General features: G+C 62.9%; 27 protein-coding genes. 12 read left to right on the top strand and 15 right to left on the bottom strand.

The genetic code is table 11. From position 1 onward, the window contains the following. Positions 1–287: 287 nt before the first annotated feature. Positions 288–1,415, bottom strand: coding sequence for an AI-2E family transporter (locus HHL14_RS20230; protein WP_329601705.1), 1,128 nt, complete (start codon positions 1,413–1,415; stop codon positions 288–290). A 272-nt stretch (positions 1,416–1,687) separates the two neighbouring features. On the opposite strand from HHL14_RS20230, the gene HHL14_RS20225 reads away from it, so the two are divergent. The 4 genes from HHL14_RS20225 (at position 1,688) to HHL14_RS20210 (ending at position 5,555) form a co-directional block, all read left to right on the top strand. Further along, the gene (locus tag HHL14_RS20225; RefSeq protein ID WP_169499385.1) at positions 1,688–2,902 is read left to right on the top strand and encodes a DUF2863 family protein; all 1,215 of its coding nucleotides are present in this window, start codon (positions 1,688–1,690) and stop codon (positions 2,900–2,902) included. A 215-nt stretch (positions 2,903–3,117) separates the two neighbouring features. Continuing rightward, on the top strand, positions 3,118–3,999 hold the full coding sequence (locus tag HHL14_RS20220; protein WP_169499384.1) for a response regulator transcription factor: 882 nt from the start codon (positions 3,118–3,120) through the stop codon (positions 3,997–3,999). A gap of 110 nt (positions 4,000–4,109) precedes the next feature. Beyond that, on the top strand, positions 4,110–4,784 hold the full coding sequence (locus HHL14_RS20215; RefSeq protein WP_169499383.1) for an energy-coupling factor ABC transporter permease: 675 nt from the start codon (positions 4,110–4,112) through the stop codon (positions 4,782–4,784). A 174-nt stretch (positions 4,785–4,958) separates the two neighbouring features. Further along, positions 4,959–5,555 carry a BspC domain-containing protein gene (locus tag HHL14_RS20210; protein WP_169499382.1) on the top strand — a complete coding sequence of 199 codons (597 nt, stop codon included), beginning with the start codon at positions 4,959–4,961 and terminating at the stop codon, positions 5,553–5,555. Between the two features lie 115 nt (positions 5,556–5,670). On the opposite strand, the gene HHL14_RS20205 is transcribed toward HHL14_RS20210, so the two are convergent. Continuing rightward, entirely contained in the window at positions 5,671–6,834 is a 1,164-nt protein-coding gene (locus tag HHL14_RS20205; protein WP_169499381.1) for a M14 family metallopeptidase, read from the bottom strand. A 91-nt stretch (positions 6,835–6,925) separates the two neighbouring features. Continuing rightward, a complete protein-coding gene (gene yaaA / locus HHL14_RS20200; RefSeq protein WP_169499380.1) occupies positions 6,926–7,708 on the bottom strand; it encodes a peroxide stress protein YaaA in 783 nt (260 codons plus the stop codon). Positions 7,709–7,769: 61 nt separating this feature from the next. On the opposite strand from yaaA, the gene HHL14_RS20195 reads away from it, so the two are divergent. Then, positions 7,770–8,276, top strand: a complete 507-nt coding sequence (locus HHL14_RS20195; RefSeq protein WP_169499379.1) for a putative toxin-antitoxin system toxin component, PIN family — start codon at positions 7,770–7,772, stop codon at positions 8,274–8,276. 210 nt (positions 8,277–8,486) lie between these two features. Then, entirely contained in the window at positions 8,487–9,659 is a 1,173-nt protein-coding gene (locus HHL14_RS20190) for a pyridoxal phosphate-dependent aminotransferase (RefSeq protein WP_169499378.1), read from the top strand. A gap of 109 nt (positions 9,660–9,768) precedes the next feature. On the opposite strand, the gene HHL14_RS20185 is transcribed toward HHL14_RS20190, so the two are convergent. Further along, positions 9,769–10,416 (bottom strand): glutathione S-transferase family protein, encoded by a 648-nt coding sequence (locus HHL14_RS20185; RefSeq protein WP_169499377.1) that lies wholly within the window; start codon positions 10,414–10,416, stop codon positions 9,769–9,771. A gap of 125 nt (positions 10,417–10,541) precedes the next feature. Between HHL14_RS20185 and HHL14_RS20180 the strand changes: the two genes are divergently transcribed. The 6 genes from HHL14_RS20180 (at position 10,542) to HHL14_RS20155 (ending at position 17,063) form a co-directional block, all read left to right on the top strand. Beyond that, entirely contained in the window at positions 10,542–12,098 is a 1,557-nt protein-coding gene (locus tag HHL14_RS20180; protein ID WP_230413140.1) for a 3-hydroxyacyl-CoA dehydrogenase, read from the top strand. Next, a complete protein-coding gene (locus HHL14_RS20175) occupies positions 12,095–12,883 on the top strand; it encodes an oxepin-CoA hydrolase, alternative type (protein WP_169499375.1) in 789 nt (262 codons plus the stop codon). Before HHL14_RS20180 ends, HHL14_RS20175 begins: the two co-directional genes overlap by 4 nt. Before the next feature lie 21 nt (positions 12,884–12,904). Next, positions 12,905–13,621, top strand: coding sequence for a histidine phosphatase family protein (locus HHL14_RS20170; RefSeq protein ID WP_169499374.1), 717 nt, complete (start codon positions 12,905–12,907; stop codon positions 13,619–13,621). A gap of 20 nt (positions 13,622–13,641) precedes the next feature. After that, entirely contained in the window at positions 13,642–14,748 is a 1,107-nt protein-coding gene (locus tag HHL14_RS20165; protein WP_169499373.1) for a phosphotransferase, read from the top strand. Between the two features lie 140 nt (positions 14,749–14,888). Next, the gene (locus HHL14_RS20160; protein WP_169499372.1) at positions 14,889–16,148 is read left to right on the top strand and encodes an acyl-CoA dehydrogenase family protein; all 1,260 of its coding nucleotides are present in this window, start codon (positions 14,889–14,891) and stop codon (positions 16,146–16,148) included. A 213-nt stretch (positions 16,149–16,361) separates the two neighbouring features. Further along, positions 16,362–17,063: a glutathione binding-like protein gene (locus HHL14_RS20155; RefSeq protein ID WP_169499371.1), complete on the top strand. Its 702-nt coding sequence runs from the start codon at positions 16,362–16,364 to the stop codon at positions 17,061–17,063. Between the two features lie 170 nt (positions 17,064–17,233). Here HHL14_RS20155 and HHL14_RS20150 read toward each other — a convergent pair whose 3' ends face one another. The 11 genes from HHL14_RS20150 to HHL14_RS20100 form a co-directional block, all read right to left on the bottom strand. Continuing rightward, positions 17,234–17,710, bottom strand: coding sequence for a MaoC family dehydratase (locus HHL14_RS20150; protein WP_169499370.1), 477 nt, complete (start codon positions 17,708–17,710; stop codon positions 17,234–17,236). Beyond that, the gene (locus HHL14_RS20145; RefSeq protein ID WP_169499369.1) at positions 17,707–18,165 is read right to left on the bottom strand and encodes a MaoC family dehydratase; all 459 of its coding nucleotides are present in this window, start codon (positions 18,163–18,165) and stop codon (positions 17,707–17,709) included. The genes HHL14_RS20150 and HHL14_RS20145 overlap by 4 nt, the downstream gene beginning before the upstream one ends. Positions 18,166–18,198: 33 nt before the next feature. Further along, positions 18,199–19,329, bottom strand: a complete 1,131-nt coding sequence (locus tag HHL14_RS20140) for an acyl-CoA dehydrogenase family protein (protein WP_169499368.1) — start codon at positions 19,327–19,329, stop codon at positions 18,199–18,201. Positions 19,330–19,339: 10 nt separating this feature from the next. Continuing rightward, positions 19,340–20,536, bottom strand: coding sequence for an acyl-CoA dehydrogenase family protein (locus HHL14_RS20135; RefSeq protein WP_169499367.1), 1,197 nt, complete (start codon positions 20,534–20,536; stop codon positions 19,340–19,342). Between the two features lie 50 nt (positions 20,537–20,586). Continuing rightward, the gene (locus tag HHL14_RS20130) at positions 20,587–21,012 is read right to left on the bottom strand and encodes a DUF1178 family protein (RefSeq protein WP_169499366.1); all 426 of its coding nucleotides are present in this window, start codon (positions 21,010–21,012) and stop codon (positions 20,587–20,589) included. A gap of 282 nt (positions 21,013–21,294) precedes the next feature. Next, positions 21,295–21,819 carry a helix-turn-helix transcriptional regulator gene (locus tag HHL14_RS20125; protein ID WP_169499365.1) on the bottom strand — a complete coding sequence of 175 codons (525 nt, stop codon included), beginning with the start codon at positions 21,817–21,819 and terminating at the stop codon, positions 21,295–21,297. 3 nt (positions 21,820–21,822) lie between these two features. Further along, the gene (locus HHL14_RS20120) at positions 21,823–22,125 is read right to left on the bottom strand and encodes a hypothetical protein (RefSeq protein WP_169499399.1); all 303 of its coding nucleotides are present in this window, start codon (positions 22,123–22,125) and stop codon (positions 21,823–21,825) included. Between the two features lie 315 nt (positions 22,126–22,440). After that, entirely contained in the window at positions 22,441–23,031 is a 591-nt protein-coding gene (locus tag HHL14_RS20115) for an NUDIX domain-containing protein (protein ID WP_169499364.1), read from the bottom strand. A gap of 43 nt (positions 23,032–23,074) precedes the next feature. After that, entirely contained in the window at positions 23,075–23,371 is a 297-nt protein-coding gene (locus HHL14_RS20110) for a DUF2818 family protein (protein WP_075296503.1), read from the bottom strand. Beyond that, a complete protein-coding gene (gene nuoN, locus HHL14_RS20105) occupies positions 23,371–24,843 on the bottom strand; it encodes an NADH-quinone oxidoreductase subunit NuoN (RefSeq protein WP_169499363.1) in 1,473 nt (490 codons plus the stop codon). Before nuoN ends, HHL14_RS20110 begins: the two co-directional genes overlap by 1 nt. 25 nt (positions 24,844–24,868) lie before the next feature. Next, complete coding sequence (locus tag HHL14_RS20100) at positions 24,869–26,359, bottom strand: NADH-quinone oxidoreductase subunit M (protein WP_169499362.1); 1,491 nt, start codon at positions 26,357–26,359, stop codon at positions 24,869–24,871. Positions 26,360–26,368 lie beyond the last annotated feature (9 nt).

The following is a 26,368-nucleotide window of genomic DNA, read 5'->3' as shown; positions in this document are numbered from 1 at the left end:
GCATCAAGCGCCCACACTTATCGGCTGTTAGTTTTTAAAGATCGTTCGCAAATCACAGCACCTACAACCACCGGCACCGCTTCGTTTGCGTCGCTGCGTCTGCAGCAGAGAAACGAGATTATGGAGACTTTTCATCGAACCGTCAACAGGTTTTTATCACTTCCTTAACCTGTTCACGTCGCTGGAACGCTCGCCACCTAAGGCTCTCCCGCTTCCCCGTGCCCCGGTGTCCGAAGCACGAAAGAGCGAGATTCTAGTCGCTGCTCCCCGAACTTGCAAGCGAAAGCCTAGGGTTTTCCTGAGGGAGCCTTTTCGATGCGCGCTGGTTCGCCCACAGTCGGAGTACTCACCTCCAACGGCACAGTCCTGCCCGCGGATGCGCCGATCGTCCAGTCATGCACGACGGTATAAGCGACCGCCAACAAGGTCGGTCCGATGAAAACACCGAGAAAACCAAAAGCCAACGCGCCGCCAAGAATACCCAGCATCACCAGAATCAACGGCATATCGCTATTTTTGCCGATCAGAATCGGCTTGATGACGTTGTCGGCCATGCTGACGACCAACACGCCCCACACGACCAGAAAGATCGCCCATCCCGTCGCGCCCCCCTGGTAGAGCCAGATGGCCGCCGGCAACCACACGATAACCGGACCGCCCGGTACCACCGACAGAAAAAACGTCACAAGCCCAAGCAACGCCGGCGCCGGTACGCCCGCAATCCAGCAGCCAAATCCCGCCAGAACTGCCTGAACGAGCGCCGTGCCGAGAATCCCGTAGACGACACCCTTCACCGTGCTACCCGCCAGCGCGAGCAGATAATCGGCCCGCTCGCCGGCAATCCGACGCATTCCGGCATTCAGCCACGCAGCCGCCCCCTCGCCGCCCGTATAAAAGAAAAACGCGAGCACGATGCTCAACGCCAGCAGCCCCAGCCCGTGCGTCACCGCAAGCGCCGCAGCCAGAATCCACTTGCCGGCCGGCGCCGCCAGCGTGCGCAGTTGCGCAATCAATTCCGAATTGCTGCTGGTCACGCGCTCCCAGAACGCCTCGATACTCGAGCCCACCAGCGGAATCCGCTGCACCCATGACGGCAAGTCGGGCAATCCGGATTCGAAGAGTCTTTGCACCAGTGCGGTGATGTCATGCACATGCGCGCCAAACGCAAAACCCGCATAGACGAATGGCCCCAGCACGACAACCAGAATGATCAACACGATCAAAGTCGCAGCCAGCTTACGCCGGCCGCCGACCGCCGTCGTGAGCCGTCGGTAGAGCCCCCAGGAGCTGTAGCTGAGAATGGCGCCCCACAGCAAGGCTGTCGTGAAAGGCGCCAGCACCAGCAGCGAACCGCCCACCAGCACAATCAGCGCAAATACAGCGGCAAGACGTTCGATCAGTTGGTCCGATTTCACGATGAATCTCCTATTGCGCCAGACCGTGGCAATCAATTGATATACGCCTGTCCGGCGCCCGCTGAACGCCGTCAGTATAGAAGCGCGCCGCGCGCTCGGGGGTCTCTTATACCATCAGGCCAAGGCGATGTGCGCCACGTGAGAGTGCGTGAGGATTAGCCATTTTTTTGGGATAAGAACGCATTGATCGGCCGGAGATTGTCGACCAAACGATATAGCGGCTCGGAAAAGACTAGAATATAAGGTTCCGTGCCCCCAATTTTTCCAGATTTATGCGCTCGCGAATCGCCAAACGACTCCCCCCTGATGCCGACAAGCTCGTCGGTCTCTCGCTCGCGCTTTTCGCGTCGGGCAGCCGCACCGAAGATCGCTTCTGGGAAGCGAAGCTCGACGCGTTACTGGCCAAAATCGTGCGCAACGCCAATCAGACCACACTGGACGCCGCGCTCGACCATCTGCAGCAAAATCATCCCGACGCCTATGGCGCACTCGCCGACATGGCGGAAACGCATAGCGAATCGTTCGTGCTCGAACACGAAGGCGTGTCCTACGAAGCGCTGCTGATCGCCGCGCCCGTGCTCGCCTGGACCCGCTACGTCATTCCGTCCGGTCCGCTCAAGTCCGATGCCGCCGACGCATTGCGCGCGCATCTGCAAGCGCACGTGCTCGCCGCGAACACCCGGGTCGCGATGGCGCCGTTCCTCTACAGCATCGACCAGCTGCCGCGACATCATGTCGAAACGTGGCGGATCGCCCAGCAACTCGCGCAGACGGCCGTAGCCGGCGGCAATGCAAAGCTTAATTTCGGCGAACTGCCGGAAACCTCGCCGATTCTGGCCGACCCGCGCTTTCTGCTCGCCGTCGTGGCCGCGCCCGTGGGCGAGGCGACCTTCCGCTGGCAGGAAGAAGAGCACGGCAGCCGCATCGAACGTGGCCAGTGTCTCGAACAGTGGGCCACGCAAGGCGGCGCGAATCTGTCGCTGGTGCTGCCGGGCTGCGAATTCGAATGCCTGCTGCCGGATGCGTACTACTCGGCTTGCCGCGACGCCGACGAAAGCGTGCGTCCCCACACCGTGCGCACTGCCGTGCGTTATCTATTCGACACAATTGGCGCCGCGCCGCAAGACTTGCGCGCCGTAGTCGCAGGCTTCGGCGAGCGACGTATCGACGAGTACCGCGTCGGCTTCACGCGCCGCGGCAGCAACGACGTGATCTACGGCGTCGTGTGGCCGCTCTATGGCCGTGAAAACGGCGAGCCGGGTATCGACGAAGAACCGCAGGAAGTCGCCGCCTCGGACGATCCGCTCGAGGAAATCGTCGCCCTGCTCAAGGAGACCGGCATTACCGACGTGCGCCGCCACGCGGGCCGCTTCGAGCCGGAATATTGCGACGACTGCGGCGTGCCGCTGTATGCGGACCCGCTCGGCGAAATCGTCCATGCGGAAATGCCGGAAGACGCCGAGCCCGCTCAGCCGCATTTCCACTGAGTCCCAACGCGCACGTCTGCGCGCTATCGCAAAAAAGCCCCGTTAATACGGGGCTTTTTTGTTGATATGACTACGTTTCCTATGCCTTTTGGACAGCCGTCAAATTGAAGGGAATTTGTCATCATAGGCACGGTGACGCATCGCCGTGAGTGAATCAGTTTCGCAGGCCAACCAGATGCGTCGCGCAATTTCGCCCGACTCATCTGGAGACATGCATGCGCTTCTCGATTCTCAATTCAAACGCGGAACGACGTGATGGACTCAAGGCTTTGCTGCGGCAAATCGATCGACTGGCGCGCTTTACCGAAGCCGATAACTGGCGTCTGCTCGCGCGCCCCTTCAAGCGCTATCGGCCCGATCTCGTCGTGATCGACTGGGAAAACTGGATGACCGTAGCGGATGTCCGCACGCTGCTCAGCCACTATCCCGATTTGCGGGTGAGCGTACTTACCGATGGCACCGTCCCCGCTCTCGTGCGCGCGTTGATGGACGAAGGCGTGCTCGGTGTCGTGCCGCGCGATACCGATCCGTGCCTGATCGTACGTGCGCTCGAAATGGTGCTGCTCGGCGGTCACTACGTCCCGCCGGGCGCCTTGGCAATCGATCCCCCGTTGCCGCCCGACACGACGATCCGCCTATTCGACGAAAAGAATCCGCCGCCACGCCGCAACAAACTTTCGAGCATGCTGTCGCCACGTCAGGAGCAGATCATGCGCTGCGTGCACATGGGCAGCACCAACAAGATGATTGCGCGCACGCTCGGCATTAGCGAAGGCACGGTCAAGATCCACCTGACCAGCATCTTCCAGCAACTCGGCGCGCCCAATCGCGCCGCCGCGGTCGCGCTCTACAACGGCTGGCTGACGAATCATTTGCAGGTTCTACGCAACAACGGCGAGAACACCGCACGCCCTGTCACGCGCGGACAACCGGGCCCGGTCCCGCTGCGACATCACAAACGCACGCGATTCCAGTATCCGTTGCCCGCCAGCGACACCAGCGCCGCGCTGCCGATAGCCGCCGAGCCCGCCACGCCCTATGGCGACGCGACTCAGCCCACGGCCGCACCGAAGTCGGTCACACCCGGTTCGGCGTGACGTCGGTCGGATGCACACGGGCGTTCGCATGCCCGCACCCACGCAGCGTGAGCGACGACTGGCATGGAATCCGCTCACACCTTTTGTCGTCCAACGAGTAATATGGACTCATGGGTTTCCTCTACACACCGCTTCCGTTCTGGGTCGCTGTCGGTGGCTGGATTGCCACTGCGATGGTGGTTGTGCTCGCGCTGTGGAAAAATCCTTTCAAAAGACTTCAGGACAGCACGCTCCAGCATGTCTGGCTCGCGATCATCGTCGCGGTGTCGGTGCTGTGGGCGAGCAACGCCTGGCTCGACGACGGCACCGTGATGCACCTGCTCGGCGCCACACTCGTCGTCACGCTGTTCGACTGGGGGCTGGCACTGATCGCGATGGCGGTCGTCACGGGTCTCGCCGCCGTCGTCTTCGATGCTCCATGGCAAGGCATTGCGGTCACGTTCCTCGTGTACGGCGCGTTGCCTGTCGGCATTTCGACGCTGCTGCAGCGTATCTGTATCGCGTGGCTGCCACGCAATTTCTTCATGTTCATCTTTGGCCAGGGCTTCGTTTCACCCGCCCTTGCCGTCTCGCTGACCGCCGCAGCGGCGCTCGGCATTCATATCGGGCTCTCCGACGGTTCGCTGACCGTAGTGCCGGCCGGCTACGCGCTCAGCGTGTTGCTGCTCGCCACCGGTGAAGCGTGGTTTACCGGCATGGCAACCGCGTTGATCGCGGTCTACCGCCCTGCGTGGGTCACCACGTACGACGTGCGACGCTATCGCCTCGGCGGCCCGCGCACCTGAAAATTCGCGCTTTGGTGTGGCCCCGCGCGTATCTGTGATAATCACCCGCGTGCCGTGTGACGCTTATCGAGCGCTCCCACCAGGACAAGACAAATTATTTGCAGCAAGATTGAACTCAACCCTTTTGCGGGGCATCTTATTTGCCTCCCCTCCCATTTGCATCTGAAGAACTAGATGGATCGCACCAACTTACCGCGCCGATTGCTGCGGGTGGTCGGCCAGTTGGCAGCCTGCGCAGCGAGTCTCTCGCTCATCTGCACGGCTCCCGCCTTCGCCGATCAACTCGAACAGCACAATGACCTTGTCAGCAGATTCATGAACGAGATGCATGCCGATCCGCTCGTCGCGGATTGCGCCGCGCATGGCAATTTCGTCGCCAGCACGTCGACTGCGTTCGACCATGTCGAATTTCCGCCCAGTTCGTTCGATAGCGCCCACTCGTCGGTCACGCCGTGGAACGATTCATTCGACGAAGGCAAGCAGCGCGTCAAGGTGGACAGCATCGTCACCGTCGAAGGCGTTGGCGTGCGCCCGAACGACTCCGGCGAGCCAGCCGATCTCAAATTCCGCTGCGGCTATGTCGGCTCGCAGATGCTCGCGTTCAGCTGGAATGACCCGGTGCCGCCGAACCGCGCGCACAGCGAATCGCGCGGTGCGTCGGGCAAGCACAAGGGCGGCAAGGGCAAGCACGCGGTAAGCGGCAAGACCTCGAAGAAATCGACGACGAAATCGTCGAAGTCGAGCAAATCCACGAAGAAAAAGACCCACTGAGGTCTAAGGGCCGATGAACTCGCGTCGTCGCTCCAATCCGTCGAGCCCATAAAAAACGAGGCACGCACAAAACCTTGTGCGTGCCTCGTTTCTTCGCGCGTCCGTCCCGTGAGATTTAAGCGAACGTCTCCACGTGTCGCAGAATCGCCTGCAGCATCGCGGCGCCAAGCGACGCGCTACGCTCGCCGTTCCAGCCCACGCGCTCGTCGGGCAGATTTGCGTTGTCCTTGAACGGCATTTCCAGCGTCAGCGACAGACAACCGAATTCGTTGCCGATGTATTTCGACGCGAGCTTCAACGCATCCTCGCGATACTTGCTCGCCGCATAGCCGTACTTGTCCTGGAAGTCAGGGCTCGCATGCTTGAACGCTTCGATGAACGCCTTCTGCTCGCGCCCCTGCTTCTCGGTGAAGCCCGGCAGCATCTCGGATCCCGCGACGAACACATACGGCAACGCCTCGTCGCCATGGATATCGAAGAACAGGTCGCAGCCCGTCGCGTGAATCGCGTCGCGCACCACCAGCACCTCGGGACTGCGCGCGGCGTCCGGCTCCATCCATTCGCGATTCAGATTCGCGCCGGCCGCATTGGTGCGCAGGTTGCCGTGCACGCTACCGTCCGGATTCATGTTCGGCACGATGTAGAACACCGCGTGCTCATAGAGCTTGCGCGCAACCGGATCGCCGGCCCAATCGCCCCAGCCGACAAGCCGCTTCACCAGCCCTTCGATAAACCATTCGGCCATCGTCTCGCCCGGATGCTGGCGCGCGATCAGCCAGATCTTCTTTTTCGGCGCAGCGTTGGCAGCGGCCTCCGTGGGCGTGGCGAGCGTCAGCAGCGAAACCGGCCGCCCTTCGACCGTCCTGCCGAGTTCAGTCAGCGCCGCATGCGGCATCTGCTGCACGGCGCCGAGAAACTCCGCGTGACGCTCCTCGCCATACGGCTCGAAATACGCGTAGTAAATGCTGTCGAAATCCGGCGTGTGATCGATCGTCAGCACGTTGCCGTCGTATGAGGTCGGCACGCGGAACCAGTTCACGCGGTCATAGCTCGCGACCGCCCGATAATCGCGCCAGCCTTCGGGAAACGCACACGCGGCGGCGTTCTCGAACGTCATCACGCAACGCTCGCCGGCCGCGCCGGACAGACGGAAATAGAACCACTGCGCGAACTCGGCGTGACTGTCGGGCCGCACGCGCAGGCGGATATTGCCGGCGTCCTCGCAGGACAGCACGTCGATCGCGCCCGCGTCGAAATTGCTCGTAATCGATAAGGTCATCAGATTCTTCCCTGCCTGGATCTTCGCCGGCTGCCGGCTGCCTGGCCGCGACCAGCTCGTTACCGGCTCACCACCCGATAGCGCAACACGCTTATTCGGCGATGCGGCGGCGGAACACATAAGTGGAATCGTTCGACGCTTCCGCGCTGAACTCGTAGCCTTCCGTATCGAACGCCTTCAACTGCTCGGGACGATCGAACCGGTTTTCCACCGCGAAACGCGCCATCAGGCCGCGCGCACGTTTTGCGTGGAAGCTGATGATCTTGTAGCGACCGCCCTTCCAGTCCTCGAATACCGGCGTGACGACCGGTGCATCGAGCAGCTTCGGCTTGACCGACTTGAAGTACTCGCCCGACGCGCAATTGACCAGCACGCGCGAGCCCGCCGCGTTCTTCTTCAACTGCGCGTTCAACGCCTGCGTAATACGCTCGCCCCAGAACGCGTACAGATCCTTGCCGCGCGGATTGGCGAAGCGCGTACCCATTTCGAGCCGGTACGGCTGCAGCAGATCGAGCGGGCGCAGCAGGCCGTACAGGCCCGACAGCACGCGCACGTGGTTCTGCGCATAGTCGAGATCAGCCGACGACAGCGTCTTCGCGTCGAAGCCTTCGTACACGTCGCCGTTGAAGGCAAGCACCGCCTGCTTGGCGTTGTGCGTGCCGAATTGCGGCGACCAGTCCGCGTAACGCTGGAAATTGAGGTGCGCGAGTTGATCGGAAATACCCATCAGCGAAGCGATCTGCTGCGGCGACAAACGGCGCAAATCGTCGATCAGCTCGGCTGCGTCGTCGACGAAATCGGGGATCGTGTGCTTCCTGACGTGCGGGGGGGTGTCGTAGTCGAGCGATTTCGCCGGCGACAGAACGATTATCATAGAGGCTTGCATACAGGCACGCCGTGCCTGGTGGTCAAAGACGAAAGCCCGATTGTAACGAATGCCCGATTCCCACGCCTCAACCGGCGCGCTGCGCGTCGTGCTCGATTCCAATGTGTGGATCGATATTCTCGTATTCGACGACCCGCACACGCGGCCGATCGCGGCTGCGCTCGAAAGCGGCGCGCTCGCCGCGCTGATCAACGCGCGCTGCCTCGGCGAACTCGCGTACGTGCTCGACTATCCGCAGTTCGCGCACCGCAACGTCGACAAGGCCGCCGCGCTCGCAGTGGTCGCGCGGCTCGCGCAGAGGGTCGAGACACCCGAGCCGCCCGAGCCCGCCGACAGCCCGCGCCCGCTGCCCAAATGCAAGGATCGCGACGACCAGAAATTTCTCGAACTCGCGCACACGGCGCAAGCCGACTGGCTGGTTTCGAAAGATCGCGCGGTGCTAAAGCTCGCAAAACGGGTCGCACGCGATTTCGGCTTCCGGATCGCTCAGCCGGCGCCGTTCGTCGAGGCGGCCGGCATCGCGCAGAACGCCGGCGGCGAGCCCGTCACCGTGTAAGCCGAGCCCGGCCAGCCGCGTCCTCAGTTGCATTCTGCTTTGCGCCCCGCTGCTGAACCTGGCTCATCCCGACCTGGCCGGAAGGCTAACGTGAACTGCGCGGCGCGCACAGCGCATCGCGATTCCCTACAATCAGGCTTCACGCTTCGTAACGCACGACCTCGACGTTCGAGAACCCGGCCAACCCATCGCCCTGCCACGAACCACGCCATGAACGCACCGCACGACACGCCCACCAGCCCCACGTTTCCGTCTCGCCTGCCGAACGTCGGCACGACGATCTTCACCGTGATGAGCGCGCTCGCCGCGGAAAAAGGCGCGGTGAACCTGGGCCAGGGCTTTCCCGACTTCGCCTGCGATCCGCGCATCGTCGACGCGGTCGCGAACGCGATGCGCGACGGCCACAACCAGTACCCGCCGATGGCCGGCGTGCTGCCGTTGCGCGAGGCGATCGCGAACAAGATCGCGAACCTGTACGGCCGCCGCTACGACGCCAATAGCGAAATCACCGTGACCGCGGGCGCTACCCAGGCGCTCTTGACCGCGATCCTCTGCACCGTGCATCCGGGCGACGAAGTCGTCGTGATCGAGCCGACCTACGACAGCTATCTGCCGTCGATCGAACTGGCGGGTGGCAAGCCCGTGTTCGTCACGCTCGACGCGCCCGATTACGCAATCCCGTTCGACAAGCTCGCCGCCGCGATCACGCCGAAAACGCGGCTCATCATGATCAACACGCCGCACAATCCGACCGGCACGGTCTGGCGCGCCGACGACATGCGCAAGCTCGAGGAGATCGTGCGCGGCACCAATGTGCTGATCCTGTCCGACGAGGTGTACGAGCACATGGTCTACGACGGCGCGCCGCATGAAAGCGTCGCGCGTTATCCGGAGCTCGCGCAGCGCAGCTTCGTGGTGTCGAGCTTCGGCAAGACCTATCACGTGACGGGCTGGAAGGTCGGCTATGTCGCGGCCCCCGCCGCGCTCACCGCCGAGTTCCGCAAGGTGCACCAGTTCAACGTGTTCACCGTCAACACGCCGATGCAGATCGGTCTCGCCGATTACATGCAGAACCCCGCGCCGTATCTGGATCTGCCGGCGTTCTATCAGAAGAAGCGCGACTTCTTCCGCGCCGGCCTCGCGAATTCGCGCTTCAGGCTGCTGCCGTGTACGGGCACGTATTTCCAGTGCGTCGATTATTCGGCGATCAGCGATCTGCCCGAAGCCGAGTTCGCGCAATGGCTGACCGGCGAAATCGGCGTCGCGGCCATTCCAGTCTCGGCGTTCTATCACGAGGCGCACGAATCGGGTGTGGTGCGCTTCTGCTTCGCCAAGCAGGAAAGCACGCTCGCCACCGCGCTCGAACGTCTCGCGCGGCTCTAGGAGGTACCGCGCGATGTCACGAACGAATCCACGTTCCTTGCCATCGCGCGATGCGACATGGGCGGGCGTCGACCGCCCATGCGCGCTTCATCCAACCGGGGTCGTTGCCTCAGGACGGACGCGACGCCGCGATATACGCCTTGCGATCTTCCGTCACGCGCTGCGCCGCCGGCCGCGCATTGATCGTCTTCACGTAGCTCTTCCAGTCGATCCCCGCCTCGAGCAGAAAATCGCGGCCGTAGACGGCTTGCGTCGCCGCGCCCACGAGCGGCAGGCTGACGTAGCCGGCGGTATCCGCGACGCTGAACCGTTCGCCGCACAGATACGGCGCAAGCTTCGCGATCCGCTTGAAGCCGGCAATGTGGTGCATCAGCAGCTTCTCGATATGCCCCTTGGTCCCGTCGCTGACCGTGCCGCCAAAAAACGCCTCCTTGTACAGATTGCGCGCCGTCAGTTCGAGATGCACGTCGACGAAGAAGATCATCTCGCGCTCCTTCGCGGCCAGCCACGGATCGGCCGAGAAAATCTGCTTGTCGGGAAAACGCGCCGCCAGATACTCGACGATGCACTGCGACTCGCACAGATCGCCGTCTTCGGTCTGCAGATACGGCACCTTGCCAAGCGGCGAATGCTCGAGCAGCGTGTTGTCCTGACTCGGCGTGACGAACACTTCCTCGAATGCAATGCCGTGCTCGAGCAGCACGAATTTGACCTTGTTGTAGTAGTTGGAAAGCGCAAAGCCGCACAGCTTGATCATCGGGTGTCTCCTTTTTCACGTTGTACGAGACCGCGCGTCGAGGTCGAACGGCGGCGTTCAATCAAATCATCCAGTAAATTGCACGGTCGTGCTATTCTAAAAAAACCATGGAGTCGGGCAACGCAATGAACTCTCGCAATTTCAGCATCGAAACCATCGGCATCGTCGGCACTGGCGCCATGGGCCGCGGCATCGCACAGATCGCGGCGCTCGCGGGCCTGCGCGTGCGGCTCTACGACACCAACCCGGCCGCCGTCGGCGCCGCGCGCGACTACCTCGCGGAGACTTTCGCCAAATTGACGGCCAAAGGCAAGCTCGAACAATCGCGCTCGCTCGCCGCGCTCGCGAACGTGAGCGGCGTGCAGACCGTCGGCGAGCTCGCCGGCTGCGATCTGGTCGTGGAAGCGATCGTCGAAAAGCTCGACGTTAAGCAGGCGCTCTTTCGCGAGCTCGAAACCGTGGTGAGCGGCCGCTGCATCCTGGCGTCGAACACGTCGTCGCTGTCGATCACCGCGATCGCCGCAAGTTGTACCGATCCGTCGCGCGTGGTCGGCTACCACTTCTTCAATCCCGTGCCGCTGATGAAGGTCGTCGAAGTGATCGACGGGCTGCGCAGCGACCCCGCGGCCGGCGACGCGCTGATGGAGCTATCGCGCCGCATGGGCCACACGCCGGTACGCGCGAAGGACATGCCCGGCTTCATCGTCAATCATGCCGGCCGTGGGATGAATACCGAGGGTCTGCGGGTGGCGGGCGAAGGCGTCGCGAGTTTCGCGGACATCGACCGCATCATGCGCGAGCAGGCGGGCTTTCGCCTCGGACCGTTCGAGCTGCTGGACCTGACCGCGCTCGACGTGTCGCATCCGGTGATGGAGTCGATCTATCACCAGTTCTACGAAGAACCGCGCTATACGCCGTCGCCGATCACCGGCACACGGCTCTCGGGCGGCCTGCTCGGCCGCAAGAGCGGCGAAGGTTTTTATCATTATGTGGACGGCAAGCAGCAGGTGCCCGCCGAAGCGCCCGCGCCGAGCGCGCTGCCGTCGAGCGTGTGGGTCAGCAAGCGCTATCCGCAGGCATATGACGCAGTCGCGCAACTCGTCGGTAAAGCAGGCGTGAAACTCGACGAAGGCGCGACACCCGCCGCCGGTTCGCTGATCGTGGTTACGCCGTTCGGCCACGACGCGACCACGGCCGCGATCGACGAAGCGCTCGACGCGAGCCGCGTCGTTGCCGTCGATGCGCTCTTTCCGCTCGTCGGCGCGCAACGCCGCACGCTGATGACCACCCCGGCCACCACCCGCGCCGCACGCGACGAAGCGCATGCGCTGTTCGCCGCCGACGACATTCCCGTCACGGTGATCCGCGATTCGACCGGCTTCGTCGCGCAACGCGTAGTCGCGACGATCGTCAACATCGGCTGCGACATTGCGCAAAAGCAGATCGCGACGCCGGAAGACATCGACCTCGCCGTCACGCTCGGCCTCGGCTATCCGCGCGGACCGCTCGCGTTGGGCGATGCGCTGGGCGCCGCCACCATTCTGACGATCCTGCGCAACATGTTCAGCGTGCTCGGCGACCCGCGCTACCGTCCGTCGCCGTGGCTCGCAAGACGCGCGCAACTCGGTCTGTCGCTGACGCAGCGCGATGCGGCGGATACCGCTGAGGAGACCCGCTCATGAGCGCCGCCCTGCTCGCTTCACGTCCGGCCAGCAGCGAATCGACGCTGGTCCTCACCCTGTCGAATCCGGGCGCGCGCAACGCGCTGCACCCGGACATGTACGCGGCCGGCATCGAGGCATTCGACACCATCGAGCGCGATCCGTCGATCCGCGCGGTCGTGGTCACCGGCGCCGACAACTTCTTCTGTGCGGGCGGCAATCTGAACCGCCTGCTCGAAAATCGCGCGAAAGATCCGTCCGTGCAGGCCGAGAGCATCGACCTGCTCGGCGAGTGGATTTCGGCGCTACGGCTGTCGTCGAAGCCGGTGATCGCGGCGGTCGAAGGCGCGGCGGCCGGCGCGGGATTTTCGCTCGCGCTCGCCTGCGATCTGATCGTCGCCGCCGACAACGCGAAGTTCGCGATGTCGTATGCGCGCGTCGGCCTCACGCCCGACGGCGGCGGCTCGTGGTTTCTTGCCCAGGCGCTGCCGCGCCAGCTCGCCACCGAAGTGCTGATCGAAGCGAAACCGATCGGCGCCGCGCGTCTACACGAACTCGGCGTCGTCAACCGGCTCGCGAAAGCCGGCACCGCGCTCGATAACGCGCTCGCATGGGCCGACGAACTCGGCACGATTTCGCCCAACTCGGTCGCGCGCATCAAGGGGCTGATTGCCGCGGCCGGCACGCAGCCGCTCGCGGACCATCTGGTCGCGGAGCGCGACAACTTCGTTGCGTCGCTGCATCATCGCGACGGCCTCGAAGGCATCACCGCGTTCCTCGAAAAACGCGCGCCGATCTACAAATAAACGAGGAGTGAGCCGCCCGACATGCCCGACTACCAACTGCCGAAACGTCGCCGCATCTTCCTGATGCGCCACGGCGACGTCACCTACTTCGACGACTCCGGCCGCGCGATCGACCCGCAAACCGTGCCGCTGAACGCGAACGGCCGCGAGCAGGCCAGCGCCGCGGGCCGCGTGTTCGCCGAGCAGCAGGTTCGCTTCGATCGCGTGATCGTCAGCGGCTTGCCGCGCACGGTCGAAACCGCGCAACGCGTGCTCGCCGAAACCGGCCAGCAGATCGAACTCGACATCGAGCCCGCGCTGCAGGAGATTCACGGTGGCCGGCTCGGCAGCATTCCGCCGAGCGATATCGAGGCGGCGTTTCTCGGCGTATTCGACGGCATCGTGCCGGAAAGCACGCGCTTTCTCGACGGCGAGACAATCGGCGAGCTGTTCGATCGCGTGCTGCCGGCCGTCGCGGCGTTGCGCGAGGACACCTCGTGGGACACCCTGCTGCTAGTGCTGCATGGCGGCGTCAATCGCGCGATCCTGTCGCACGCGCTGACCGCGGGCGGGCGAACGTTCTTCGGCCATCTATCGCAGGCGACCGGCTGCATCAACGCGCTCGACGTCGGTGCGGAGTCGCGCGACTGGGTGCTGCGCATGCTCAACTATTCACCGCCGTCGCCGTTGCATCGCGACGTCCGCAACACCACGATGGAAATGCTCTACGCACAATTTATTCGATACCAGCGTAGCTGACACCGAACTGGAGGAGACACATGGCGCAAGCCACGCAGACCGGCGAACCCGCACACAAACAGGATTATTCGGCCTTCGAGGGCACCCGCCCGGTCAACGAGCGGCAACGCTTCGACAACGACGCGCTCGCCGCATGGCTGGCCGGCCACGTCGACGGATTCGCCGGGCCGCTCACGCTCGAACAATTCGCGGGCGGGCAATCCAATCCCACCTTCAAGCTCGTCACGCCGTCGCGCTCGTACGTAATGCGCGCGAAGCCCGGACCCGCGGCGAAGCTGCTGCCGTCCGCGCATGCGATCGAACGCGAATACCGCGTGATGAGCGCGCTCGCCGGCACCGACGTGCCGGTCGCGCAGATGCTCGCGCTGTGCGAGGACGAAAGCGTGATCGGACGCGCGTTCTACGTGATGGAGTTCGTCGAGGGCCGCGTGCTGTGGGATCAGTCGCTGCCCGGCATGACGCCGGCTGAGCGCGCGGCGATCTACGACGAAATGAATCGCGTGATCGCGGCCTTGCATAGCGTCGACGTCACCGCCGCCGGCCTCGCCGATTACGGCAAGCCAGGCAATTACTTCGCGCGGCAGATCGGTCGCTGGAGCAAGCAGTATCTGGCGTCCGAGACCGAGCCGATCGACGCGATGCATCGGCTGATCGAGTGGCTGCCGCAGCATATGCCGGCGGAAACCGGCGAGCATGCATCGGTCGTGCACGGCGACTACCGGCTCGACAATCTGATCTTCGCGCGCGATGAGCCGCGCGTGCTCGCGGTGCTCGACTGGGAACTGTCGACGCTCGGCGATCCGCTCGCCGACTTCGCGTATCACTGCATGGCGTGGCACGTCGATCCGGCGCAGTTCCGCGGCATCGCGGGGCTCGATTGGGCCGCGCTCGGCATTCCCGACGAAGCGCAGTACGTGAAGCGCTATTGCCAACGCACCGGCTTCGAAATCCACGGCGACTGGAACTTCTATCTGGCGTACAACATGTTCCGCATCGCCGCGATCCTGCAGGGGATCATGAAACGCGTCGTCGATGGCACCGCGTCGAACGCGCAGGCACTCGATGCCGGCCGACGCGCGAAGCCGATGGCCGAACTGGCCTGGCGCTACGCGCAGAAGGTCCGTTAGAGGTTCGCTAAAGGTCCGCTCCATGCAATGACGTGTCGGGGCTGCACCTGCCCCGGCACGGCGCGCTCCCGAGCACGCGTGCGCGTGAACTTGCGCGCCCCGCCCCCATCATCCGCAGTCCGTTATCCGCGAGGTCCCAGATGAATTTCGATTACACCCCGAAGGTTCAGGCGTTGCGTGAAAAACTGCTCGCGTTCTTCGACGAGCATATCTATCCGAACGAGCAGGCGTTCTATGCCGAGGTTGCGCGCAACCGGCAGAACGGCAATGCATGGCTGCCGACCGAACTGATCGAGCAACTCAAGCACAAAGCGCGCGAAGCCGGCCTGTGGAATCTGTTCCTGCCGCAATCGGAGCGCGGCGCCGGACTGACGAATCTCGAATACGCGCCGCTGTGCGAAATCATGGGCCGCGTACCCTGGGCGCCGGAAGTGTTCAACTGCAGCGCGCCCGACACCGGCAACATGGAGACCATCGAGCGCTACGGCAGCGAAGACAACAAGCGCGAATGGCTCGACCCGCTGCTGCAAGGACAGATCCGTTCGGCGTTTCTGATGACGGAGCCGGAGGTGGCGTCGTCGGATGCGACCAACATCCAGACCAGCATCGTGCGCGATGGCGACCATTACGTGATCAACGGCCACAAGTGGTGGTCGTCGGGCGCGGGCGATCCGCGCTGCAAGGTCTACATCGTGATGGGCAAGACCGATCCCGACGCGCCGCGCCATCAACAGCAGTCGATGATTCTCGTGCCCGCCGACGCCACCGGCATCACCGTGCACCGCCCGCTCACCGTGTTCGGTTACGACGACGCACCGCACGGCCACATGGAGATCACGCTCAATAACGTCCGCGTGCCCGCCGCCAACATGCTGCTCGGCGAAGGCCGCGGCTTCGAGATCGCGCAAGGCCGCCTCGGACCGGGCCGCATCCATCATTGCATGCGGCTGATCGGTCTCGCCGAACGCGCGATCGAACTGATGGCGAAGCGCTCGTTGCAGCGCGTCGCGTTCGGCAAGCCGGTCTCGTCGCAGGGCGTGACGCAGGAACGTCTCGCCGAGGCGCGCTGCATGATCGAGCAGGCGCGTCTGCTCACGCTGAAGACCGCGTACATGATGGACACCGTCGGCAACAAGGGCGCGCGCGGCGAGATCGCGATGATCAAGGTGGTCGCGCCGAACATGGCCTGCCAGGTGATCGACTGGGCGATTCAGGCGCACGGCGGCGGCGGCGTCAGCGACGATTTCCCGCTCGCGTATGCGTACGCATCGGCGCGCACGCTGCGTTTCGCCGACGGCCCGGACGAAGTGCACCGCAACGCGATCGCCAAGCTCGAACTCGCGCGTCATATGGATGCCGGCGCGGCGGCTCGGGTGGAGATGCCGGTTACGCGGTTTTGAGTAGGCGTGATGGGATCTGAGCCGGTTCGGGTCGATCGGCTCGACCGACCCGACCGGCGCGCCGCGAATATAAGCTTCGCAGCGACGTGATCGAGGGCGTTTCGATTCGCCGCCGCGGCCAGCAGCATCACGCGATCTATGCTCTAATTTTCGGCACTGGCGGCGCCCTCTTCGCGGCGCCGCTGCAACGACGACGAAGAACAAGGAGCCAGGATGATCGACGTTTATAGCTGGGCGACCCCGAACGGCCACAAGGTCCACATCATGCTCGAGGAAACGGGCCTGCCCTACACCGTGCATGGCGTGAACATCGGCGCCGGCGATCAGTTCAAGCCAGAATTTCTCGCCATCAGTCCCAACAACAAGATTCCCGCGATCGTCGACTCCGACGGTCCGAAAGGCGCCGACGGTCGGCCGTTCGCGCTGTTCGAATCGGGAGCGATCCTGATTTATCTCGCCGAGAAAACCGGCAAGTTCCTGCCCACGGATCCGGCCGCGCGCTACTCGGTGCTGCAATGGCTGATGTTCCAGATGGGCGGCCTCGGGCCGATGCTGGGACAAACGCATCACTTCCGCGTCTATGCGCCCGAGCAGATCGAATACGCGGTCAACCGCTACACCAACGAGGCGCGACGTTTGTACGGCGTGATGGACGCGCAGCTCGGCAAGACCCGCTATCTCGCGGGCAACGACTATACGATCGCGGACATTGCCGCATTCCCATGGACGCGGTCGTGGAAGAACCAGGGCATTGAGCTCGATGCATTGCCGAACGTGAAGCGCTGGCACGAAGAAATCGCCGCGCGGCCGGCGGTGGTGCGCGGCGTCGACGTGCTCGCGTCCGCGCGTGTGCCGCTGATGGACGACAAGGCGAAGGAGATGCTGTTCGGCGCGACGCAGTACGCGAAGCACTAAGTCGTGCGCTTTCGCGTCGGCATGCGCTAACTCGTGCCGACATGCGCCGACACGCATCGGCGCAAAGAAAAAGCGCGAGCGGCATTCATGCCGGCTCGCGCTTTTTATTGCCTGCGCTTTTGTCTGCGTCCGCGCTTGTGTCTACGTGTGCTTCTACCGCGCAGCGAACCTCAAAAGTAATGCCGCGTGATGAACTCGGCGACGCACACCGGCCGCTCACCACCCTGCCGCTCGACCGTCACGTTCCACACCGCCTGCACACCACCGTTCTCCACGTCGGTCACCGATTCCACCGCGAATTTCGCGCGCAGCAATGAACCGACCAGCACCGGCGACATGAAGCGCACGCGATTCAGACCATAGTTGACGCCCATGCGCTGCTCGATTTTCACCGTCTTGCCGAGCAAAGCCGGAATCAGCGATAACGTCAGGAAGCCATGCGCGACCGGGCCGCCGAACGGCGATTCGCGCGTGGCCCGCTCCGGGTCGATGTGAATCCATTGATGGTCGCCGGTTGCGTCGGCGAAGCGGTTGACCTTGTCCTGATCGACCGTCAGCCATTCGCTCGTGAGGGACTCCGCGCCGACCAATGCCCGCAATGCCGCCGCATCGCCGAACCTCGCGACTTGCGTCGCGCTCGCCGTCATGCGGCCGCTCCCGGATTGCGCAGCCCGAACATGCCCTTCGAGCTCACCGTGATCACTGTTTCGCCATGCTGATTGATGCCTTCCCAGCGCGTCGACACGATGCCGCGATCGGGCTTGCTCTCCGACACGCGCCTGTCGACGATGACGTTCATCATCGTGATCGTATCGCCGACACGCACCGGCTTCAGCCAGCGGATTTCGTCGATGCCGGGCGAGCCCATCGACGTCGAGCCCACGAGCACGTTACGCACCAGCATGCCCATCATCACCGAACACGTGTGCCAGCCGCTCGCCACCAGACCGCGAAACGGCGACTCGGCCGCAGCCGCTTCGTCGAGATGAAACGGCTGCGGATCGAACTTCTGCGCGAACTCGACGATCTCTTCACGCGTGAACGTGTGCTTGCCGACTTCGCGGGTCGTGCCGACTTCCATGTCCTCGAAACTGATTCCCATCGTCCAGCTCCTTGATGCAATTGAACGGCCCGCTCAGCCTTCGACGACAGCGAAGCCGGGCAGCGAAGCAAAGCGCGCGAGATGATGATCGACATCGCCGAGCGTGGTCTCGATGATCGCAAGGCGCTTGAACAGGTGCGCAGCCGCGACTTCGTTCGTCACGCCCATGCCGCCGTGCAGTTGCACCGCCTGCTGACCGACGAAGCGCGCGGCCTGGCCGACCCGTACCTTCGCCGCGGAAATTGCGCGACGGCGCTCGTCGGGCGATTCGCTCGCGTAGCGCATCGCCGCCAGATACGTGACGGAACGCGCCTGCTCCGCGTGAATCAGCATTTCGACCATCCGATGCTGCAACGCCTGGAAGCGCGCGATGGGCTGTCCGAACTGCTGGCGCGTTTTCGTGTAGTCGACGGTTGCGTGGTTCAGCGCGTCGAGCACGCCGATCGCCTCCGCGCACAGCAACAGCGTGCCGTAGTCGGCGATCTGCTCGAGGGCCGCCGCGCCTGCGTGCTGCCCGGCGAGCCGGCGGGCGGGCGTGCCGTTGAATTCGAGCGTCGCGGCGCGTTGGCCGTCGATCGTACGGTATTCGGTTACCTTCGCGCCCGCCGCGCCGCGCGCGACGACAAAGAGCGCGAGCTCGCCATTCAGGCGTGCCGGCACGATCCAGTGATCAGCCTGCGCGCCGTGCAGCACGACCGATTTCGCCCCGCTCAACGTTTGTTGCCCGTCATTCGAACCGATCGCGGTCGTGGCGACGTCGAACAGATCGTAGCGTGCATGCGGTTCGTGAAATGCGACCGCCAGTTTGCACTCGCCCTGAGCTGCCCGTTCGAGCAGCGCGGCATCTTCGCCGTCACCGGTACCGGCGATGCGCAGCGCCTCGATACCCACCGCGGTCGACCAGTACGGCTCGATGACCAGCGCGCGGCCGAGCTCCTGCATCACCACCAGCATGTCGATCGGACCGCCGTTAAAACCGCCCTGCGCTTCCGGCACCGGCAACGCGGTCAGGCCCAGTTCGGCGAAGGCGGCCCAATGCGTATCCGAAACACCCGCGGCGGAGCGCACGATTTCCTGACGCGCCTCGAAACCGTAGCTCTTGTCGAGATAGCGGCGCAGCGCGTCGGCGAATTGCTGTTGTTCGTCGTTGAAAGTGAAGTCCATGCGCCGCTCCTCAAAGTCCGAGAATCATCTGCGCGATGATGTTCTTTTGAATTTCGTTCGAGCCGCCATAAATCGACGTCTTGCGGAAGTTGAAGTAGTACGCGGCAAGCGGTGCGGCATCGTCGTCGCCAGCAAGGCTGTGCTCATGCTCACCTTCGAGGAACGGTACGTCGAACGGCGCGGCCAGCGGGCCGACCGCTTCGAACATCAGCTCGGTAAGTCCCTGCTGCACCTCGGTGCCCTTGATCTTCAACATCGACGCTTCCGGTCCCGGCCCGCGCCCGCCCGCCTCGTTGGCGACCACGCGCTGCACCGTGACTTCGAGCGCCATCAGCTCGATCTCCAGATTCGCGACCTTCGCGGCAAACACCGGATCCTGCAGCAGCGACTTGCCGTTCTTTTTCTGATTCAGCGCGAGACGCTTCAGGAACGCGAGTTCGCGCTTCGACGCGCCGACTCGCGCAATGCCGGTGCGCTCATGCCCGAGCAGGTACTTCGCGTAGGTCCAGCCGCGATTTTCTTCGCCGACCAGATTCTCGACCGGGACTTTCACGTCTTCGAAAAACACTTCGTTGACTTCGTGGTCTTCGTCGAGCGTGATGATGGGCCGCACGGTAATGCCCGGCGTCTTCATGTCGATCAGCAGGAACGAGATGCCCTCCTGCTTTTTGGCGCCACTGTCGGTGCGCACGAGACAGAACATCATGTCGGCGTACTGGCCGAGCGTGGTCCAGGTCTTCTGGCCATTGACCACGTAGTGATCGCCGACGCGCTCTGCGCGTGTGCGCAGCGATGCGAGGTCGGAGCCCGAACCCGGCTCCGAATAGCCTTGGCACCACCAGTCGGTGCCGTCGAGAATGCGCGGCAGATAATGACGTTTCTGCGCCTCATTGCCGTACTTCATCAGCACGGGCGCCACCATCGATACACCGAAAGGCAGCACGGACGGCGCGCCGATACGCGCGCACTCCTCTTCCCAGATGTGCCGTTGCGTAGCGTCCCAGCCCGGGCCGCCATACTCGCGCGGCCACGCGATCACCGACCAGCCTCGCGTGCCGAGCAGCTTGTGCCAGCTCGCGAAATCTTCGCGGGAGAGACGTTTGTGATTGAGTACCTTGTCGCTGAGCTCGCGAGGCAGATTTGCTTCGAGCCAGGCGCGGATGTCGGTGCGGAACGCGTCTTCGGCGGGGGAATAATCCAGATTCATACGTAGTGTCTCCTGGCCACCACCTCACCCGGCGCCAGGGAGCCACTACGTTATTGCAGCGGTTCCTTCAGGGCCGCCGGGACCGGCAGCGGCATCACTTCGATGCCTTCCTCGACCAAGGCACGCGCATCTTCGGGCGTCGTGACACCGCGAATATTGCGTGCGGGCGCTTCGTTGTAGTGAATGCGCCGCGCTTCCTCGGCGAAGCGGTCGCCCACGTTCTCGGTCTTTTCCAGTACCTCGCGCAGCGCACGCATGACGTGCGCCTGCATTTCCGCCATGCCTGCCGGCGCCTTCGTCTCGGCTACACCCGACAGATTCAGGCGCGGCGCAGACGGCAAACGGCTCACTTCGTTCGCGCCGCAGATCGGACATTCGACGAGCTTGCGGGACTGCTGCGATTCGAAGTCATCAGTCGAAGCGAACCAACCTTCGAACCGATGGCCATGCGGACACTGTAAATCGAGGACCTTCATGTGGAATCAGGGCTTGCGTGCCAGTTTAGCGCAAAATGAAAATTTGTGAACGATCGTTCGTAAAATTTATGATCGACGCGCCAGCGCCAGTTACAACAAACAAATGTGGCGTGGGTGCGCGATTTTAACGCTTTGCGCCAGGCGCTGCCGAAGGCGGACAAACGCGTAAATCGCAGCGGTTCAGCCTTCACTCGTCCTGCTCGTGCCAGAATCGGTCCGGGTCCGGTCAGCTATTACATCGAGGCACAATTTCCACGCCTCATCAGCCTGCTTCCGCCTCGTCTACGCCACCAGGTTGCCAAGCTGGCGGTTCACGCGCGGCTCAATCTGACGTGCCTCTCTAGCAAGATTGATCTGCTTTGCCAATCTGGCGACGTCCGCCACGTCTGCCTTGATGTCGTAGCCGCCTCGCGCGGTTAGCCATTCGAGCACGTCCGCCAGGTGCCATACGGAGGTACTGCCCTCGTGAACCGGCGGGGGGAAGTCGGTAGCATGGCTCAGCATCAGCTTGCGCATGTTTTGTCGCGACACCCCAGCCACCTCGGCAACGTCGGTCAGGCCGACGAAATCGGGCCCAGCCTCGACAAGCCGCGCGGACGGCACCGCGCGTTTCACATCCTTGAGCGCGCTTGTCACCGCCGCGAGCGCGGTTGCGCCTTCGCGGGAAAAAAGCAGTCCCAGACGGCCCGGCTGTCCCACGCCCACCGTCGCATCGTCGCAGCCTGCCTCGCCCAACCGCTCGACGATCGCATCCGTATCTCTGTCTTCCACGGCAAGCCGGTATTTCAACGTGAACACATATTCCATACGTTACCCCTGTCTTCGTTCCATCCCGGATTCGTGCGCTTCCTGTTCGACACCATGCCCGCTACCGCGAGCCGTACAGTTGTCGACGATGCGCCGCAAGTGCCGGGCGTGGTTGCCCGGATTCTTCGGCGTACTCCAGACACTCGATATACAGAACTCGCCGCAGCGACACTCGGCATGATTGTGCGGACAATAGATTTTTCCCCACGCATGCCCTCTTCCGCCGTCCTGAACACGCCAGCCATGCTGTTCTGCGTAAGTCAACGCAGCCTCGACCTCTTTCTTAGCGTGCCTTCCTCGAACCATCGACACCTCCAATTTAGCCGATCCCCATTTAGTTGTCAATTGACAACCAAATGGGGATGCAGTTTTAGATCGCCCCGGCGTCCATCGTTCGTTATCCAGAATAAAATCGACGATATCCGCCACGATCGGAAGTCTCATACTAGCGGTCCGTCGACGATGCGACGAGACAGCCTGATGGCATAGGAACAGGCCTATTTTTGGGAAGAGAAAGAAGAGAAAAAGCCGCGCCGCAATGACAAAGCCCCCGCTGGTCTTCGACCAGACAGGGGCTTCTTCGTACAGTACTATCGCGCCGGCTAGCCGGCCACAGGAAACTTACACCGACTCAGGCGCGAGCGTCGGCCACGCACCCGACAGCACCTTCTCGAGCCAGAACGTACCGATGATCGTTTTCACGTCGGTGATCTTGCCGGTGCGCACCCACTCCGACACGTCTTCCACGCTTGCCGTGAAGAGTTCGAGAAACTCGCCTTCGTCGAGCTTGCGCTCACCCGCGGTCAAGCCGCGCGCAAGATAAATATCGATGAACTCGGTGGAATACGAAATGATCGGGTGAATACGCGTCAGGTACACATACTCGCGCGCGGTATAGCCGGTTTCCTCGCGCAGTTCGCGCACCGCACAGGCAAGCGCGCCTTCGTTCGGATCGAGCTTGCCCGCCGGATATTCGACCATCACCTTGCCCATCGGATAGCGATACTGGCTTTCGAGCAGCACGCGGCCATCGTCGAAAAGCGGAATCACCATGACGGCGCCCGGATGTTGAACGTACTCGCGGGTTGCCTGCTTGCCGTCCGGCAGTCGGACCGTATCGAACTTGACCGTCATGAACGGCCCCTGGTGGACCGTCTTACTGTCGATGCAAGTCTCGGTTAGCGCGGCGTCGTGATTGGGAAGTTCAGCCATATGCGGACCTCGGAACAGCGTGGCGCGCGACGGCGAGACGCCGTCAGCGGCGTTTGACGAGATATTGGAAGGTGAAGCCGGGGAAAGCGAACACGACGAATAAGGCAAACGTGATCGCGTAGAACTGCCAGCCCTGCTCGAAGCGGTTTCCCGCGCGCGCTTCGAGCAGAAAGCCCAAGGCGCCGACCACGAAATACAGCACGATCAATTCGGCAATCCGGAGCCAGGCGCTTTTCTTCGCCGCCTTCAACGGCACGGCGGCGAAGAGGCGCTGATTCAGGAACGGTACGTTGGCGCCGACCAGCGCCAACAGCACGATAAACCAGCCCGCAGCGGACATCAGAGCAGCAGCGTGTGCTGGATGGCGGTCAGACAGGCGCGCAGCAGCGGATCCGGCACGATACCGAGCACCAGCACTGCGACGCCGTTGAGCGCGAGCAGCGCACGCGTGCTCGTGTCGGCCACGATCGGCGACTTGTCCTGCGGCTCGTCGAAGTACATCAGCTTGACGACGCGCAGGTAGTAGAACGCGCCGAACAGCGACGTGATCACGGCCAGCACGGTGAGCCACGTCAGGCCGGCGTTCATCGTAGCCTGCAGCACCGCAAGTTTCGCGTAGAAGCCGACCGCCGGCGGAATACCCGCGAGCGAGAACATCATGACCATCATCACGAACGCGAACACCGGGCTACGCTGATTGAGACCCTTGAAGTCCTCGAGCGTATCCGCTTCGAAATCGCGGCGTGCCAGCAGCATGATGACGCCGAAGGTGCCGAGCGTGGTGATCAGGTAGACGATGCTGTAGAACATCGCCGAACCGTACGCACTTGCCGCACCCGTGGTCTTCTGATCGACCACGCCAGCGAGCAGGCCGAGCAGCACGAAGCCCATGTTCGAGATCGCCGAGTACGCGAGCATCCGCTTGATGTTGCGCTGCACGATACCGGTGATGTTGCCGACGATCAGCGACAACGCCGCGAGAATCACCAGCATCTGTTGCCATTCGACTGCGAGCGGCAGCAGACCCATCACGAGAAAGCGCAGGCCCCACGCGAATGCCGCCACCTTCGGGCCGCCGCCGACTGCCAGCGTCATCGCCGTCGGTGCGCCCTGATACACGTCAGGCACCCACATATGGAACGGCACCGCACCCATCTTGAACGCCACGCCGGCCACGATGAAGATCACGCCGAACAGCAGCACGGTCGGATCGTAGTGGCTCGTGCCGATCGCCTTGAACACTTCGTTCAGGTCGAGCGAGCCGGTCGCGCCGTACAGCATCGAGATACCGTACAGCAGGAAACCGGAAGCCAGCGCGCCGAGCACGTAGTACTTCATCGCCGCTTCGTTCGACGACGCCACTTCGCGACGCAGCGCGATCACCGCGTACAGCGACAGCGACATCAACTCCAGACCGAGGTACAGCGTCAGGAAGTTGTTGCCCGAGATCATCACGATCTGGCCGAGCAGCGAGAACATGCCGAGCAGGAAGAAATCGCCGCGGAACAGGCCGCGGTCTTCCAGGTAGCGACGCGAATAGACGATCGACACCGCATAGCCGAGCGACACCACCGCCTTCATCACGTTGGCGAACGGATCGACCACGTACATGTGGCTGAAGAAGTAATGCACTTGCGGGTCGAACGCATTCATCGCGAACCAGATCCCGGCGACGAGCGTCGAGAAGAACGCGATGAAATACGTGGTACGGCGACCGGCCTGGCCGACGAACGTGTCGTTGAGCCACGCGATCACAACGGCGAACATCACCAGTGCGTCGGGCAACAGAGCAGTCATAGGGGCGTTTTGCATGGTCTTTAAATTCCTCCGCTCGTCGTTACTGAGCCAACGGCAGCTTCGATTGAGCAACGTGGGAGAGGAGGTTTTCCACGGATACGTGCATCACATCGGTAAAGGGCTTCGGATACAGGCCCATGAACAGCGTCAGTGCGGCGAGCACTGCCAGCATGAAAAATTCGCGGCGGTTGATGTCGACGAGGTGCTTCACGTGGTCATTCGTGACCGCGCCGAAGTACACGCGCTTATACATCCACAGCGTGTAGGCCGCGCCGAGAATCAGCGTCACCGCAGCGCCGCCTGCGATCCAGAAGTTGTACTGGACAGCCGCGAGAATCACCATGAATTCGCCGACGAAACCCGAGGTACCCGGCAAGCCGCAGTTCGCCATCGAGAACAGCATCGCGAAGGCCGCGAACTTCGGCATCATGTTGACGACGCCGCCGTAATCGGCGATCTGACGCGAGTGCATACGGTCGTACAGCACGCCGATGCTCAGGAACATCGCGCCCGACACGAAACCGTGCGAGATCATCTGCACGATCGCGCCTTCCACGCCAAGCTGGTTGAAGATGAAGAAGCCGAGCGTGACGAAACCCATGTGCGCGATCGACGAATACGCGACCAGCTTCTTCATGTCGGCCTGCACCATCGCGACCAGACCGATGTAGATCACCGCGATCAGCGACAGCGTGATGACGACCGGCGCGAGGAAATGGCTTGCGTCGGGCGTGATCGGCAGCGAGAAGCGCAGGAAACCGTATGCACCGAGTTTCAGCATGATCGCGGCCAGCACGACCGAGCCGCCGGTAGGCGCTTCCACGTGCGCGTCAGGCAACCATGTGTGCACCGGCCACATCGGCACCTTGACCGCAAAGGCCATGAAGAACGCGATAAACAGCAACACCTGCGGCGTCATTGCGATCTGCGCGTGCTGCCAGGTAGCGAGGTCGAACGAACCGGTCTGGATGTACAGATAGAGCAGCGCGACCAGCATCAGCAGCGAGCCCATCAGCGTGTACAGGAAGAACTTGAACGCCGCATACACGCGGTTCGCCCCACCCCACACACCGATGATGATGTACATCGGGATCAGCGTCGCTTCGAAGAACACGTAGAACAGCATGCCGTCGGCCGCGCTGAACACGCCGACCATGATGCCCGAGAGGATCAGGAACGCGGCGAGATACTGGCCGACGTTCTTCGTGATCACTTCCCACGCGGCAATCACGACGATCACCGTGATCAATGCGGTCAACACGACGAACCACATCGAGATGCCGTCCACGCCGAGGTGGTACGCGATATGGAAACGTTCGATCCAGTTCGCCTGTTCGACAAACTGCAGATCGGCGGTGCTCGAATCGAAACCGGTGATCAGCGGAAGCGTCACGAGGAAGCTCAGGACCGAACCGATCAGCGCAATCCAGCGCGCCGGCGCCGGGTTCTGGTCGTTGCCGATCGCGAGGACCAGCAGACCGAAGAGGATCGGCAACCAGATCGCGATGCTGAGAATCGGATAAGCGTGCATTAGTGTCCC

This window comes from Paraburkholderia antibiotica, assembly GCF_012927125.1.
GTDB lineage: Bacteria > Pseudomonadota > Gammaproteobacteria > Burkholderiales > Burkholderiaceae > Paraburkholderia > Paraburkholderia antibiotica.
Note: the sequence above shows the minus strand (reverse complement) of the source record. Positions and strands in the feature narration are given on the sequence as shown.